Annotated in this window: 12 protein-coding genes and 1 pseudogene; 8 read left to right on the top strand and 5 right to left on the bottom strand. The window is 37.8% G+C overall.

Going from position 1 to position 15,542, the window contains the following annotated elements; translation table 11 throughout:
* Nucleotides 1-122, top strand: a pseudogene (locus tag Q0794_RS05395) (IS982 family transposase); the annotation flags it as partial.
* Between the two features lie 486 nt (nt 123-608).
* Here Q0794_RS05395 and Q0794_RS05390 read toward each other — a convergent pair.
* Together Q0794_RS05390 and tesA are read right to left on the bottom strand one after the other, a co-directional pair.
* Nucleotides 609-1,484, bottom strand: a complete 876-nt coding sequence (locus Q0794_RS05390) for a DMT family transporter (RefSeq protein ID WP_298940707.1) — start codon at nt 1,482-1,484, stop codon at nt 609-611.
* Nucleotides 1,485-1,566: 82 nt separating this feature from the next.
* Entirely contained in the window at nt 1,567-2,169 is a 603-nt protein-coding gene (tesA, locus tag Q0794_RS05385) for a multifunctional acyl-CoA thioesterase I/protease I/lysophospholipase L1 (protein WP_298940706.1), read from the bottom strand.
* Between tesA and Q0794_RS05380 the strand changes: the two genes are divergently transcribed.
* The 7 genes from Q0794_RS05380 to Q0794_RS05350 all read left to right on the top strand — a co-directional run bounded on the left by Q0794_RS05380 (nt 2,168) and on the right by Q0794_RS05350 (nt 13,282).
* Nucleotides 2,168-2,854, top strand: a complete 687-nt coding sequence (locus Q0794_RS05380) for an ABC transporter ATP-binding protein (protein ID WP_298940705.1) — start codon at nt 2,168-2,170, stop codon at nt 2,852-2,854. The two genes, tesA and Q0794_RS05380, sit on opposite strands and share 2 nt — an antisense overlap.
* Nucleotides 2,851-5,265: an FtsX-like permease family protein gene (locus Q0794_RS05375; RefSeq protein WP_298940704.1), complete on the top strand. Its 2,415-nt coding sequence runs from the start codon at nt 2,851-2,853 to the stop codon at nt 5,263-5,265. Before Q0794_RS05380 ends, Q0794_RS05375 begins: the two co-directional genes overlap by 4 nt.
* A 423-nt stretch (nt 5,266-5,688) precedes the next feature.
* Nucleotides 5,689-5,958 (top strand): 30S ribosomal protein S15, encoded by a 270-nt coding sequence (gene rpsO / locus Q0794_RS05370; protein ID WP_025563525.1) that lies wholly within the window; start codon nt 5,689-5,691, stop codon nt 5,956-5,958.
* Between the two features lie 1,251 nt (nt 5,959-7,209).
* Nucleotides 7,210-10,251, top strand: coding sequence for an ammonium transporter (amt, locus tag Q0794_RS05365; protein ID WP_298940703.1), 3,042 nt, complete (start codon nt 7,210-7,212; stop codon nt 10,249-10,251).
* Nucleotides 10,252-10,604: 353 nt separating this feature from the next.
* Nucleotides 10,605-11,564, top strand: coding sequence for an ABC transporter substrate-binding protein (locus tag Q0794_RS05360; protein ID WP_298940702.1), 960 nt, complete (start codon nt 10,605-10,607; stop codon nt 11,562-11,564).
* A gap of 12 nt (nt 11,565-11,576) precedes the next feature.
* On the top strand, nt 11,577-12,482 hold the full coding sequence (locus tag Q0794_RS05355; RefSeq protein WP_298940701.1) for an ABC transporter permease: 906 nt from the start codon (nt 11,577-11,579) through the stop codon (nt 12,480-12,482).
* Nucleotides 12,479-13,282: an ABC transporter ATP-binding protein gene (locus Q0794_RS05350; protein WP_298940700.1), complete on the top strand. Its 804-nt coding sequence runs from the start codon at nt 12,479-12,481 to the stop codon at nt 13,280-13,282. The genes Q0794_RS05355 and Q0794_RS05350 overlap by 4 nt, the downstream gene beginning before the upstream one ends.
* 159 nt (nt 13,283-13,441) lie before the next feature.
* Here the strand turns inward: Q0794_RS05350 and Q0794_RS05345 are convergent, their stop codons facing one another.
* The 3 genes from Q0794_RS05345 to Q0794_RS05335 are packed head-to-tail and all read right to left on the bottom strand — an operon-like array spanning nt 13,442 to nt 15,372.
* Nucleotides 13,442-13,762, bottom strand: a complete 321-nt coding sequence (locus Q0794_RS05345) for an AzlD domain-containing protein (protein WP_298940699.1) — start codon at nt 13,760-13,762, stop codon at nt 13,442-13,444.
* A complete protein-coding gene (locus Q0794_RS05340; RefSeq protein WP_298940697.1) occupies nt 13,755-14,486 on the bottom strand; it encodes an AzlC family ABC transporter permease in 732 nt (243 codons plus the stop codon). The genes Q0794_RS05345 and Q0794_RS05340 overlap by 8 nt, the downstream gene beginning before the upstream one ends.
* A gap of 46 nt (nt 14,487-14,532) precedes the next feature.
* The gene (locus Q0794_RS05335) at nt 14,533-15,372 is read right to left on the bottom strand and encodes an AraC family transcriptional regulator (RefSeq protein WP_298940695.1); all 840 of its coding nucleotides are present in this window, start codon (nt 15,370-15,372) and stop codon (nt 14,533-14,535) included.
* Nucleotides 15,373-15,542: the final 170 nt, after the last annotated feature.

The following is a 15,542-nucleotide window of genomic DNA, read 5'->3' as shown; positions in this document are numbered from 1 at the left end:
GCCACCGAAGTGAGACAGGGTTCATGCTCAATGTTATTTCAGGAATAGTGGCCTATTGCTTAAAAAAGAAAAAGCCACGTATTAAGGTATCTAAAAGTGAATTAGAGATGATGGCAGTCTAATAAATGCGCTTGCTTATCCAGAATTCAGGTTACTTAAGGTTGCTCTATCTCATCAACCTCAATCTACTCGTTCAGACTAAATATTTTATGACGTTAATTGATGTCGTTAATTTATTTTAAGTTTTTTAGCTTATCCACTTAGGGGATTTATTTAATGGGATCTTTTGGCAATATCATTTAAAAATAGGAAGGTGATGACTAAGTTTTTATAAACAGGTTTGAGGTTCAGGTTGTTTGCTCACCTTTAAGAAAATGAATTGAATCTGTTTATTCAATTGCCCCCTTAAAGGTTAACTTTGTTGTGGTTTACTATTATACCAATCACAATAAATAGCTTATCTATTTTACTTGTTAAAACAGCCCACTTCCTCGTTGTAAATTTCGTAAAGGGAACAATCTTTACGTCAATTTACGCCTTGAATTGAACTGTTTTTCCAGCGCAAAATTTAGATAACATATTTAATGTAATCGGTATTACTTAGATGATTAGTTTTTCTTTTGAATAAACAATCCTGTGATAATTAAGACTAAGCCAATGACTGTTGCGGGGTAGATCGTCTCTCCAATTATCTGACTAAGTAATAATAAAGAAACAAAAGGAGAGATAAATATTAAATTACTGATCTTGCTAGTGCTTTCTGCATATTTAAGTGCGGTTAACCAAGCAACAAAGGCTAATCCCATCTCAAATAACCCGATATAAATAGCCCCTAACCAACCCTGCCAAGCGGTTATATAAATATCATCGAATATTAAGACGGTGAGTATGATCATAGGCAAACTGCATAAAAAGCATAATGATAATGCAATCATAGGATCTGCATCATTTTTACTATTAAATATCCAATAACAAGCCCAAAGAATGGTGCTTAGTAAAGCTAACGTCACCCCTAAAGTGCTGACAAAATCAAGTGCCAGTAAGTCTCCTTTGGTCGCAATGATTAATGCACCTAAATAACCTAAAGCAATAGCAATAACATCGTTACGGCGTAACTTATGTCCTAATACGGGTACGGCTAATAAAGATAACGTGATTGCCCAGGTATAATTTAGAGATTGTGCCTGTTGTGCAGGTAATAAGTCATAGGCCTGAAAAAGCAGGAGATAGTATAAAAAAGGGTTTATTGCACCCATCAATAGATAAAAGTAAGGGCGCTGTATGAAGCTCGCTTTCAGTAAACTTATTTTATGCTGACGATAGCAGATAATAAGTAATACAGCGCTGCTGACTAAACTTGCCACTAGCAACATTTGTAAGGCACTGAAATAAGTTAAGGTAATTTTAAACGCAGTGGCCACGGTGGACCACATTAATACCGCTAATAAAGCAAAGAGCGTTGCTGTTTTTTGATTTTTTATCATGATCCTAACTCTATTAACGAATGTAATTCATTTTTAAAGCATTTTGATCGTCAACGCTATATTTTTATGAGTTTAAGACTGACTATTTTATTATTTTTCCTAACTCTGTAGCAATAAATTCAGCGATCCATGGTTGTGCAATCTCTTTGGGATGTAAACCATCACTCATCATCCATTCAGGTTTGGTAATGACATACTCCAAGAAAAATGGCATGAGAGGCACACTTTTCTCTTCGCTGAGTGAAGGGTATATATTAGAGAACGCATCGCCATAACGTTTTCCATAGTTTGTTGGCACTCTAAGTTGCATTAAAATAGGTTGAGCTTTTTTTGTTTTGACTTGATCAATCATTGCACTTAGATTGTTACTGACGATATCGGGTGAAAATCCACGCAAACCATCATTTGCACCTAATTCAAGTAGCACATAGTCAGGTTGATGCTTTGCTAATAACGCTGGCAAACGAGCCAAACCATTACCGCTAGTATCGCCTGAAATACTGGCGTTGATTATTTTAATTTGTTGATTTTGTTGTTTTAATTTCTCTGGTAATAATACCGGCCAGCTATTTTCTACTGGCATTTTGTAACCTGCGCTTAAACTATCTCCAACAATCAGTAACGTGTTACTGTTGACGATAGATGAAAACAAAAGTGTACATAATAAGGAAACGAGTTTAATCATGAGCCAATCCATTATAAGTGTTGAAAACATTACTAAATCAGTTATTAGTAATGATAACGAGTTATCTATCCTAAAGGGGATCTCCTTTAACATCAATGCTGGTGAATCAGTTGCTATTATGGGGACATCGGGTGCGGGTAAATCAACATTAATGAGTTTACTTGCTGGATTAGACCAGCCAACGTCGGGAAAAATTTCAATTTTAGGAGAGACCATTTCGACAATGGACGATGAACAACGCGCTAAAATGCGCAGTGAATCTATTGGGTTTGTATTTCAGAACTTCCTGTTGATCCCTTCTTTAAATGCACTTCAAAATGTCACCTTACCCATGGTGTTACGTGGTAATGAAGATGAAAACAGTAATAACGAAAAAGCCAAAGCTTTATTAAAAGAAGTGGGTTTAGCCGGCCGTGAAACACATTTACCTACTCAACTTTCTGGCGGTGAACAGCAACGAGTTGCATTAGCAAGAGCCTTTGTAACACGACCAAAAATCTTATTTGCCGATGAACCAACAGGTAACTTAGATCAAAAAACCGCACAGCATGTGATTGAGTTGTTGTTTGCTATGAATAAAGAGCAGGGCACCACTCTTGTGCTAGTAACACATGATCCAAATCTCGCTAAGCGTTGCCAACGCACGCTGATTATTAATGATGGTCAATGTCAGGAAAGTGCATGAAAACCAATAAAATGATAGTAAGTTGGAGCTGGCGAGAGATCTGGTTCGGTCAATTATGGCCAGTCATGGTTGCGTTAACCTTAATCATCGCCTGTGTCGTGGCATTATCAACATTGGCGTTACGTGTTGAAAAAGTCATGAGTAACCAAGGCCGTGCTTTATTAGCCGCAGATCTTGTGTTTCGTTCATCCAACCCCATTCCAACGACCTTAATTGAGCAGGCTGAACAAGCGGGATTAACCGTTTCCTCTCAAAGTCGTTTTCAAACCATGGCTTTTAGTGACGCTAATATGCAATTGGTCACGGTGAAAAGTGTTGAAAGTAATTATCCATTACGTGGTGAGTTAGATTTACGCAGTACCACAGGTCAACCAATACGTGAAGTGAAGCCTGGAGAGTTATGGGTTTCAGAAAGGTTACTGTCATTATTAGATGCTAATACCGGTGATACGATTGCTATTGGTGATGCCGAATTAAAAATTAATGGCGTTATTAAGTATGAACCGGAATTGGCTTATAACCCTTTCAACAGCATACCTAACCTGTTTATTCATGGCAGTGATTTAGATAAAACAGGTGCGGTACAAGTCGGTAGCCGCGTAAGGTATCGTTTATTCATCAATGGTGATTTACAAACCTTAGCCAACTTACAAGCTAACTATGAATTACAAGCGGGTGAATCGTGGGTTGATCAGAATAAAGAAAGCCGTGCAGCTCGTCTAATGGACAAAGCAAAACAATATCTATCATTAACTATTTTGATGGTGATATTGATGGCGGCAGTGACCTTGATACTGACGTGCTTACATTACGCGCGTAATCGTAGTGAAACCGTCTCTATGCTGAAAAGCATGGGGGCAAGTAGAGCATGGTTGCGTTTATGGTTAAGCACACAAGTATTAATTATGTTTGTGGTCGCTTTTGTAGCAGGTAGTTCATTAGGTTTGTTATTAGAGTATCTATTACGAATCCCACTTGTTGATATTCTGCCAAAAGAGTTACCGAGTGTTGGTGTTCAACCTTTCTTGTTTGCGATAGGTGTGGCGCTTTGTATCGGTTTACCTGCGCTGCTGATACCGTTGACTCGTTTGCTCGATGCACCTGCCATTAATGTGATTCAAAAACGAGAAACGCAATATTCAAAAACTAGCTGGTGGTTATTACTATTGCCAATCACCGCCTTAATCACTTTTTATGGCACCAACAAATTAGTGTGGATGGTCTTAATTGGTTTATTAGTCTTATTCGTTTTACTCGCAGGTTTGAGTTACGGATTGTTAAAGCTATTAGCCAAACTGAAATGGAGTGCCGCATTTAGTTTAGCGTTAAGCCGTATTAATCGCTCACCTAGAAACAGCATGATGCAACTATCTGCTTTGGCTGGTTCATTAATGTTAGTGGCATTGATCTGGTTGATTAAGAGTGATTTATTAGGGGACTGGCAACAAACATTAGCGCCAGATGCACCTAACGTTTTTGCAATTAATATTAGCCCAGAGCAACAAGAAGGGTATTTAAAGCAAGTTGATACACTTGAACTTCCTCGTAGTGATGCATTTGCTATTATTCGTGGTCGTATTACCGCAATCAATGATCAAAATACCATTGAAAGCGAAGCGTATCAAAACGAAGAAATACGTATTCTTAAGCGTGAAATTAACTTTACTTGGGCTAAAGAGCTGCCTGTTTATAATGAAGTCGTTGCTGGTGAGTGGACAGGGGAAAAAACTGTTTCAATAGAACAAGAAGTGGCTAGTGAATTAGGCATTACTTTAGGCGACCAACTGACTTTTGAAGTAAACAGCCAAATCTTTAGTGCTACCGTAAACTCAATCCGTGCCGTTGAATGGCAAAGCTTAAAACCTAACTTTGTTTTCATCTTTAGTGAGGATGTTGTTGCAGATTTACCAGCAACTTGGATGGTGAGCTTTAGAGCTGAAACGGATCAAACACCTTTGGTGAATCAAATCGCGCGTGAATACCCGACAGTGACATTGTTAGATCTGCGAACGATGGCCAATAAAATACAAGGGCTATTAAAGCAAATCACATTTTCATTAACAGGCCTCGCTGGGTTAGGCGTATTAGCTGGAATATTATTGATATTTACATTATTACGCTTAAGTTTGAGTGAACGAAAAAGAGAAATTACGTTATACCGAACTTTAGGGGCGAGTAAAAAACGTATCAGTAATACGCTATGGGCTGAATATGGTTTATTAGCGATTAGTGCTGGGTTGGTTGCTGCGATTGCGGCTGAAATAATCCTGTTTAGTTTGATGACCTGGGGATTTGAATTACCAACACAATTACATCCTACAATGTGGTTAGTATTACCATTGTTAGCTGTGTTAGTGGTGTTTGTTAGTTTGATTTCAGTGATTAAAGAATTGCTGAAACCGTTAAGGTAATCGCTTGTTTAAGTGAGATTAGTCGTCTACTAATCGTATTATATTTTTGTGCTGTTTAATGTTTAGTTTATCTGTTCATTTATCTATTAGAGAAAGGGCAAGGCAAAAAATATCATTAATATTGACTGAAAGTAGACGACATATTATTGAAGTAAGAACGGCTTATTGATAGGTGATTTAACGCAGAAATTCTTGGGAATAGCGGCGTTAAATCGGTTTGCTTATCCAGAATTGAAGTTAAAATAAGTGAATAAAAGAACCTCTCGCAGTTTCTATCAAAATGACCGTAAATAAGCGTCTTTTATAGTTGCACAGCAATCAAAAAGTCCGTAAACTTCGGCCTTCACTTTACTGCTGAATTAGTGATCGGCAGTAATACTTAAAATAGGTTATTCACATAACCACAAAATATCGGAGTACGTTATGTCACTAAGTGCAGAACAGAAAGCTGAGATTGTAGCAAAATTTGGTCGTTCAGAAGGCGATACTGGTTCATCTGAAGTTCAAGTTGCATTGTACACAGTACAAATCAACCACCTTCAAGGCCATTTCAAAGAGCACATCCATGATCACCACAGCCGTCGTGGTCTTCTACGCATGGTTAGTCAACGTCGTAAATTACTTGACTACTTAAAGCGTAAAGATGTTGCTGCTTACACAGCATTAATCGCAGAATTAGGTCTACGTCGTTAATTCGAAGTTAAACTTAATTCCAAAAAGAGCCTAAGGGCTCTTTTTTTGTGCCTGAAATTTGTGATTCTGAAGGTTTATCTAGCTATCAACGTGAAAAATCTTATTACTAACAATCAAAAGCATAAACCTTAACACCAGAAACCCTGCAGGCTGAAGCCAGCGCCCCATAACAAATACTAGCCTCGAAGCATAAAGGAGTTATCTTTTGACCTCGCGACACATGGCGAATTAGGCGCTGCCTAGTGTTATGAGTGGAGGATCTCTGCGAGTTTTATTTGGGGCGCACGCTTTAGCTTGCAGATCTTTTTTGTGTTGATTGCTAAGAGAGATATTTCAATTAATAACAGTTAATACATAATCAAAAGCATAAACCTTAACACCAGAAACCCTGCAGGCTGAAGCCAGCGCCCCATAATAAATACTAGCCTCGAAGCATAAAGGAGTTATCTTTTGACCTCGCGACACATGGCGAATTAGGCGCTGCCTAGTGTTATGAGCGGAGGATCTCTGCGAGTTTTATTTGGGGCGCACGCTTTAGCTTGCAGATCTTTTTTGTGTTGATTGCTAAGAGAGATATTTCAATTAATAACAGTTAATACATAATCAAAAGCATAAACCTTAACACCAGAATCCCTGCAGGCTGAAGTCAGCGCCCCAAAGTCAAAGGCTGATAATAATTGCAGAAAGCGGGAAGGTTTTAGTGTGTTATTTTTGACTTAGAGGCATATATCTAATCAGACACTGCCTAGTATTATGAGCGGAGGAGCTCTGCGAGTCCTGTTTTAGCTTGCAGAATTTTGTGTAAAGCAAATAAACTAAAGGACATCTTTCCTCCGTTTATAGCGCGTATTTAGTACCGGTATCTTTAAAAGGCTCTTGTTCGTCATTAACTCAACGGTCGCTGAATCAAATCTAGATCGCCAATATGAAAATGAATGCGATTTAAACCTTGCTCCTTAATACTACTGAGGACTCTATTTAATATCTGTTGATGAGTGACTTATACTAATAAATCATTGAAAACTATATTTATAATTATTTAAAATTATATATTTATAATTAAAATTGGGTATTATGATGATATCGATTGATATTTAACAAACATCGCTTTGTCAGTTAATCAGCTGCACTTAATCTGATTCTCTTCTTGTCTAGATATATGAATTTGAAACGTATCATCAAATAACATCGACATTTATCAGCGAATAAAACCTACATTAATTTACTTCTTATTTAAAAGGATTATAGAAAATGGATTTTTCTTGGCTGCTGATTTGTGCTTTATTGGTATTTTGTATGCAGGCAGGCTTTTTATGTTTAGAAAGCGGTAAAATTCGTAGTAAAAATAGTATTAATGTTGCTGCAAAAAACCTTTCCGATTTTGTACTTGCTGCCGTTATTTTTTGGATTTTTGGTTTTTCTTTTATGTTCGGCGACTCCCTCGGCGGCTTTATTGGCAGTAGTGCTTTCTTTTTTGGTGAAATCCAGTCTGCTTATCAAATTAGTTTCTTCTTATTTCAAATGATGTTTTGTGGCACTGCTGCAACGTTAGTTTCTGGCGCGGTCGCTGAACGCATGACTTTCATTGGCTATTTATGTATTGCTTGTATTCTTTCTGCTGTTATTTATCCAGTCGTTGGACATTGGTCATGGGCATCATCCTATCAGGCGGGTAATAGTGGTTGGTTAGAATCACTTGGCTTTGTTGATTTTGCAGGGGCCACTGTTGTACATTCGGTCGGTGGTTATGTCGCTTTAGCAGCGGTTATTATTATTGGTCCAAGAATTGGTCGATTTGATGTTGGTAGTTATTTACCGAAGGGTAATAACGTCCCTATGTCGGTATTAGGTGTGTTATTACTTTGGTTTGGTTGGTTTGGCTTTAATGGAGGAAGCACCTTACAATTAACAGAACAAGTGCCGCTTATCATTCTAAATACCTGTCTAGCAGCTTCTTGGGGGGGAATTATTTCCTCTCTTTTACATTACTACTATAAACGATTTTTTGATGTTGGTTTTTTACTAAATGGGGTTATTGCAGGCCTGGTTTCAATCACCGCTAATGCTCATGTTGTCTCGCCTGCTGAAGCAATGATTATTGGTCTTGTTGGAGGCGCATTGTTATATTTTTCTACTTTTTGGATTGAAAAATTAAAAATTGATGATGCATTAGGAGTTGTTCCTTCACACCTTGTAGCGGGTATTTGGGGGACGCTTGCTGTCGCCTTATTTGCTGATTTATCTTTGCTTGGAACGGGGCTTACTCGCTGGGGACAGTTTGAAGCGCAGTTAATTGGGGTGGTCAGTATTGGTTTTTATAGTTTTACACTGAGTTACATACTGCTATCAATTCTTAATCGATTTGTACCATTACGAGTGAGTGCTGAAGACGAACTTAAAGGAACGAATGTTTCAGAACACCATGCTTCGACGGAGTTAATTGATTTGTTGAGCAGTATGCATAAACAACAAGAAGCGGGAGCTTTTAACGATCCTGTACCCGTTGAACCATTTACTGAAGTCGGACAAATTGCTAGCCAGTACAATGAAGTTATTGCGCGTGTGAAACAGGAGATGGCCAAGCGTGATGATGCCATTAGTGATTTTAGGGCCAGTGAGAAACGTAAAAGCGCTATTTTAGAATCTTCGATGGATAGTATTTTAATTATTAACTTAGCCGGTACTATTATTGAATTTAACCCATCGGCAGAGCGAAATTTTGGTTGTACTAAACAACAGGTGATAGGTAAGAACTTTATTGACCTTTTTATACAAACATCTGACCAAGACATTATAAGAAATAGTTTAGCGTGCAAGTTCTCTGGTTCAGAGGGAATATTGCGTAATATACGTAACAGCATTACTTTAATACGTCATGGTAATACATCGTTTTCAGCAGAAATAACCGTGACCAGTGCTAATTTTGGTCTTTCAAATAACAATGAATTTACATTGCATGTTCGAGATGTAACACGCCAATTAAAACTACAAAGCAATTTACGTCAGCTTGCTTATAGCGATCCCCTTACCGGATTATATAATCGTACCTACTTAATGGACTCATTAACTAAGGCGATTGACCCAAACCATTATAAAAATAGAAATGTACTTTTATTTTTCATGGATTTAGATAAATTTAAAAAAATAAACGATACATTAGGTCATCAAGCAGGAGATGACTTGCTATGTGAAGTAGCCAAACGCTTAATTGAAGTGACGGGACCGAACGATACGATCGCTCGTTGGGGCGGAGATGAGTTTGTTGTTTTATTTACAGGGGATTTTAGTATTGAAATCGCCCATTCAAAAGCGAATGAAGTACTTACCTTAATGCGCAGCCCTTTATTATTAGCGGGCAGAAAAATAACTATCCCAACTAGCTTAGGCGTCGTTATTACTGAAAAAGGGAAGGAGTACAAAGCCGAACAACTCATTCAACATGCAGATATTGCGATGTATCATGCCAAACAACGTGGGCGAGATAATTATCAATTGTTTGAAATTGATATGGCGGATAAAGTACAAAGAGACTTTAATTACGAGCAAGAAATGTTGATCGGCATTAATTCAGCGGATCAATTTAGTTTAATGTATCAGCCAAAAGTGACTCATCAAGGTGATTTATTAGGCTTTGAAGCCTTAATGCGTTGGCATCACCCTAAAGAAGGGCTTATTTCTCCCATCGAGTTTATTCCTATTGCAGAAGAATCAGACTTAATCATTAACATTGGTGAATATGCGCTTACGCAGGCAGCTAAACAATTGGTTCTGTGGCAAGAAATGGGATATAAAAATGTGCCTATTTCTGTCAATATTTCTGGCAGGCATTTAGTATCAGAGCGATTAATTCCTTATATTCGACGTTTATTGATAGACCATTCAATTGATGCCAATTTATTAGAAATTGAAATAACAGAAGGCGTGTTACTGACTGATATCGACCGTTGTATTGATGTACTGTCGCAACTAAAAGGATTGAACATCAAAATATCAATTGATGATTTTGGTACGGGTTACTCTTCTTTAAATTATTTAAAACGTTTACCAATCGACGTGTTAAAAATAGATAAATCGTTTATAGATGATTGTGCTTCACTAGTTGAAGATGGCGAAATCTGTGGAACTATTATTAACCTAGCAAATAATTTAAGGATAATAACCGTTGCTGAAGGGGTCGAAGATAAAGAACAGCTAGATTTCTTAACTGAACATGGTTGTCATGTTTTCCAAGGTTACTTTTTCTCTAAACCTTTATATCCGGGTGACATCGAGTCCAAATATTTTACAAAATAATCCTTTCATATTTTTTATAAAAAGGACTTAATATTTTCCTCGGGATTTAAATAATCAACACTACAGATAGTGTTGATTATTAGTAAACGAGTGTAGTGTTGATTTTTAGTTTATGAAGTACTGTTGATTCACTCGCTTTCTTACTATCACCTCAATAACATTAACCGCTATATAACAGTGATCAAACAATAATTTTACTCATCATTTTATCAATAGGTGCTTGGTATTATTAACGTTAACTGGTACGGTTAAGCAAAAATGAACTGACGTAAAATGTGTGGTTTTCTGTCCATTTTATGCTTGGTTTTTATACTAACTCTTCCATAAGTAAAGCTTACCTAAGGGATTAAATTATGAAGCTAAATTCAATATTAAAAAGTACTCTCCTTGCCGCTGCCGTTATCTCTACAGGTTTACAAGCTAAACCCGTTTATGTTGCAACAACTGCGATTGTTGAACATCCTGCGTTAGATGCCGTACGAGATGGTGTTAAATCAGTATTAGAAGAAAATGGTTACACGGGCGATGAATTAAAATTCACTTATGAAAGCGCACAAGGTCAACCCGCTATTGCAGCACAAATTGCCCGTAAAATGGTCGGTGATGAACCTGATGTGATCGTTGCCATTGCAACACCATCGGCACAAGCTGCAGTTAGTGTAAGCCGTAACATTCCCGTTGTATTCTCAGCTGTAACCGATCCTATTGGTGCTAAATTAGTACCTACCTTGACTCAACCAGGTGGTAACGTGACTGGGTTGTCTGACATGGTGAATGTTGAGCAACACTTAGCATTAATAAAAGAATTCGTGCCGAACGTAAAAACAGTTGGCGTTCCTTATAATCCAGGTGAAGCGAATTCTGTTTCAAGTGTTGCAGCATTAAAAGTAGCCGCTGAAAAAATGGGGATCAAAATCATTGAATCAGCAGCGCCTAAATCTTCAGATGTAATGATTGCCACTAAGCAATTAGTTGGTAAAGTCGATGCTATTTACTGTCCAATTGATAACACGATTATCAGTGCTGTTGAGTCTGTTATTAAAGTGGGTATCGATGCTCAAATTCCTGTTTTTGCTGGTGATACCGATACCGTTGCACGTGGTGCTGTAGCCGCAGTGGGTTATAACTACTTTGATTTAGGTCGTCAAACAGGTGATATCGTTGTGCGTATCCTAAAAGGTGAAAAAGCAGGTGCTATTGATGTTAAATTAGCACAAGGTACTGACCTGTTTGTTAACCCTAAAATGGCTGCACGAATGGGTGTTGAAATCCCTGCTGCAGTCCTTGCTCGTGCCACTAAAGTTATTAAATAAGAACGGAACACTATGTCACTTTTTTCATTTTTAGGTACGTTAGAAATCGGCCTCATTTATGGCTTAGTTGCCATTGGGGTCTACCTTACTTTTCGTATTTTAGATTTTCCAGATCTAACTGTTGATGGTAGCTTTACACTTGGTGCTGCTGTGACAGCAACCCTAATTGTTATGGGCGTTAATGTTTTTTTAGCAACGCTTGCAGGCACCATTGCCGCTGCTTGTGCTGGTTTAGTCACTGCTTGGCTAAACCTACGCTTTGATATATTGCATCTGTTAGCCAGTATTTTAACCATGACCGCGTTATATACCATTAACCTACGTGTGATGGGGAAACCGAATGTTGCATTAATTATGGAACCAACCATCTTAACGCCTTTTGAAGGCATGTTTGGGTTACCTGATATGTACATGCGTGTCATTTTTGTGGCTGTTTGTGCTATCGCTGGTGGCTTGTTAGTTGCTTGGTTCTTAAGAACACAATACGGTTTAGCGATGCGTGCAGTAGGCTCTAATAAACGTATGGCACAAGCCAATGGCATTGTCGTTAAGCAGAAGGTTTATGCTGGTTTAGCGCTGTCTAATGGCTTAGTTGGATTGGCTGGTGCGTTATTTGCTCAAACCAATGGTTTTGCTGATTCAACCATGGGTATCGGTACCATCGTGGTGGGGTTGGCCGCGGTTATTATTGGCCAATCATTGTTTGCTAGCCGTTCAATGTATGTGATTGTTCTAAGTTGTATTGTCGGTTCGGTATTGTATCGATTAGCTGTTTCTATGGCACTTAATGCTGATTTCTTAGGCTTTAGTGCATCAGATTTAAATTTAATTACGGCAGTACTAGTTGCCTTGGCATTGATCTTTCCTAAGTTACGTAATGAATGGAAAGCCAAACAAGCAGCGAGGAAAGAAGCATGATTAGTTGTAAAGAATTACACGTTACCTTCAACCGCGGGTTACCGACAGAAAAGCTAGCGTTACGCGGTATCGACTTAACCATACCGCAAGGTGAGTTTGTGACGGTGATTGGTTCTAACGGTGCAGGTAAATCAACGCTGTTGAACACTATTGCTGGAGATATCAACAGCACCAAAGGACAAATTCTTTTTGGTGACCGTGATGTGACTAAGTTACCCGCTACAGGACGCACGGCAGACATTGCACGTGTATTCCAAGATCCATTAGCAGGAACCTGTGGTGACTTGACCGTTGAAGAAAATATGGCATTAGCTTATGGACGTGGTCAAAGAGGGCGCTTGTCTTCAGCACTTAACAGCAAAATGCGTAAAGTATTTCGCGAGCAATTAAGTCGTTTAAATCTAGGGTTGGAGAACCGTCTCGAAAGTGAGATGGGGCTGTTATCAGGTGGGCAACGTCAATCAGTTAGCTTATTAATGTCTGCATTGCAGCCAAGCACAATTTTATTGTTGGACGAACATACCGCCGCATTGGATCCTAAAACAGCTGCATTGATCATGGATATTACCTCACAAATTATTGCTGAAAAGCAACTAACCGTAATGATGGTAACCCATTCAATGCGTCAAGCGTTGGACCATGGTTCACGAACGATCATGCTGCATGAAGGTAAAATCATCTTTGATTTAGCCGGTGAAAAACGTGCCGGTTATGAAGTAAAAGATCTGTTGAACCTCTTTGCACAAGCAAAAAGTGACGGTGAAGAGTTAGATGATGATAAGTTGCTACTAGGCGCTTAATTTAAAACTTAATTGAAGAGGTGCTGAGTACTTTATTTAGTACTTATTATTTTTAAGTGTTGTTAAGTCGTGATGGTTTAGCCTTAAATAGCAGTCATATTAAAAGAGCCCAAAAGGCTCTTTTTTATTTTCCGTTGATCACACTCATTAATCCAATTGTTAATAGAGTAACTGTAAGGTGATAAACACCATGATACTTATCACCACAATCAATAACGTGCTTTTTAATTTAAGGCTTAATATGATGCTTAATAAACCTGCTATTAAAAAAGGGCTCTCAAAGAAAGACTGTTCAATATGTTGATAACTTAAAAAAACAATTGGCACCCACATCGCTGTTAATACTGAAGGTGCGGTATAACTTAAAGCTAGTTTAGTTTTTTCACCTAATTCAAAGGGGCGTTTTTTACAAAAAAATAGAAACCGACAAGCAAATGTAATACACGACATACCAAGTAACATTAGGCCAAAATTATCCATTGCTTTTATCCTTAGAGGCAGTCAAAAAACCTGTTGCCATACCAATACAAGTTGCAATGATCAGTGCATGATCTATTCCCGTGATTGATAAAACACATACGCTAATGCCGCTTGCTAAAACAGACATTAATGTAGAAAAACGCTTAATTGAAGGGATCACAATTGCGATAAAAGTAGCTGCGATGGCAAACTCCAACCCTAAGTTTTCAATATTAGGGATAAACTGTCCCGCGACAATGCCAATAAAAGTAGCAACGTTCCATATTAAATAAAATACAACTCCCGCACTAATTGCATATAAATGGCTAAATGATTTGTTTTTCTCTAAATAAGCACAGCTAACAGCAAACATTTCATCTGTTAAAAAGAAGGCCATGCAACAGCGTGTGAGCATTGAACTTTCACGTACATGTTCTCTAAAAACAGCAGAGTAAAGTAAATGTCTTGAGCTGATAACAAACGTTGAAGAGAATATTGAAGATAGTGCACCGACTGCTCCAATTAGCGTTAAGCTAGCAAGTTGCGCTGAACCTGCAAAAACCAGTAAAGACATCAATTGAGCTTGAACCGCTGATAAACCTACTTTTATAGCGAGTGAACCGCACAGAATCCCCCACGGAATAACCGCCATTGCTAACGGTAATATATCTATAAAGGCTTGATACATAATTCGTTTATTGGCGGTGTTAGTTGTATTTTTAGAGACTGGTGTAATGTCTAACATGCTTAATGCTCCTAATTAATTTTTAAGGAGTCTAGGATGTTGTTAATTATTTATATTGTATAAAACTGCTGGTTTTTTGAAACCGACTGGGGGTTGTACCTAATGCTTTTTTAAAATGGTGAGTAAAGTGGCTTTGGTCATGGAAACCACAATCAATTGCAACTTGACTAGATTTCACACCTAGTTTCAACAATTTCTTGGCTTTTTTTAACCTGATTTGTATTTGATAAGCATGTGGAGCGAGATCAAAATACTTTTTAAATTGCCTAATAAAATGAAATTGACTTAATCCTGATATCGCTGCTAATTGTTGTAATGAGATATCTTGTTCTGAATAACTATCTAAAAACTCTTTTGCTAACAATAACTTTTGTTTACTACCTGAAACATCTTTTGGGATTGTAGCGTTGCTTGAGTGACGTAAAGTTAACCCCATAAAAGCCGCATAGAATAATGTTTCCATCAAAAGTCTAGAGCTATTTATTTCAACTTGAGAAAAAATCAATCTCAATTGTTGTGCTAGCTTTTGATCTTCTATTACTGAGGATCGAAAGTACGGAGTGACATCTTTACCGTTATATAAATCAGTACTTATTTCACGAAAATTTTCAGGGGTAGGGTACATTGCGCGATATCCCCAACCATCTTGAGCAGCTGATTGACCATTATGGACATCATCAGCATTAACTAAAATGATACTGTTTTTGCCTGCTATATGAGAGCCACCACTTCGATAAAAACGTTGTGCGCCATATTCAATCACACCAATGGTATAACCTTCATGCACATGTTTAGAGAAATTTTGTTTAGTGTAATTGGCATTAACAACTTCAATGCCATTGAAAGCATTAGCTATTTCAAAATTCGCTTGATCTGATTGCTTCATGCTTTTCATATGCCTGACAACGTTGTATAAAATTGCTCATTAAAGAAGAATTAAATGGCGTGTTTTTTACATTTATAGCATAAAAAGATAAAAAATAATGCAAAGGTAAGGTCATATCCTATTTAAAACAATGTTATGGTCAGTTTTATTTATCATCAATTAATCAGGAA

The sequence above is a fragment of the uncultured Psychromonas sp. genome (genome assembly GCF_947489755.1).
GTDB lineage: Bacteria > Pseudomonadota > Gammaproteobacteria > Enterobacterales > Psychromonadaceae > Psychromonas.
Note: the sequence above shows the minus strand (reverse complement) of the source record. Positions and strands in the feature narration are given on the sequence as shown.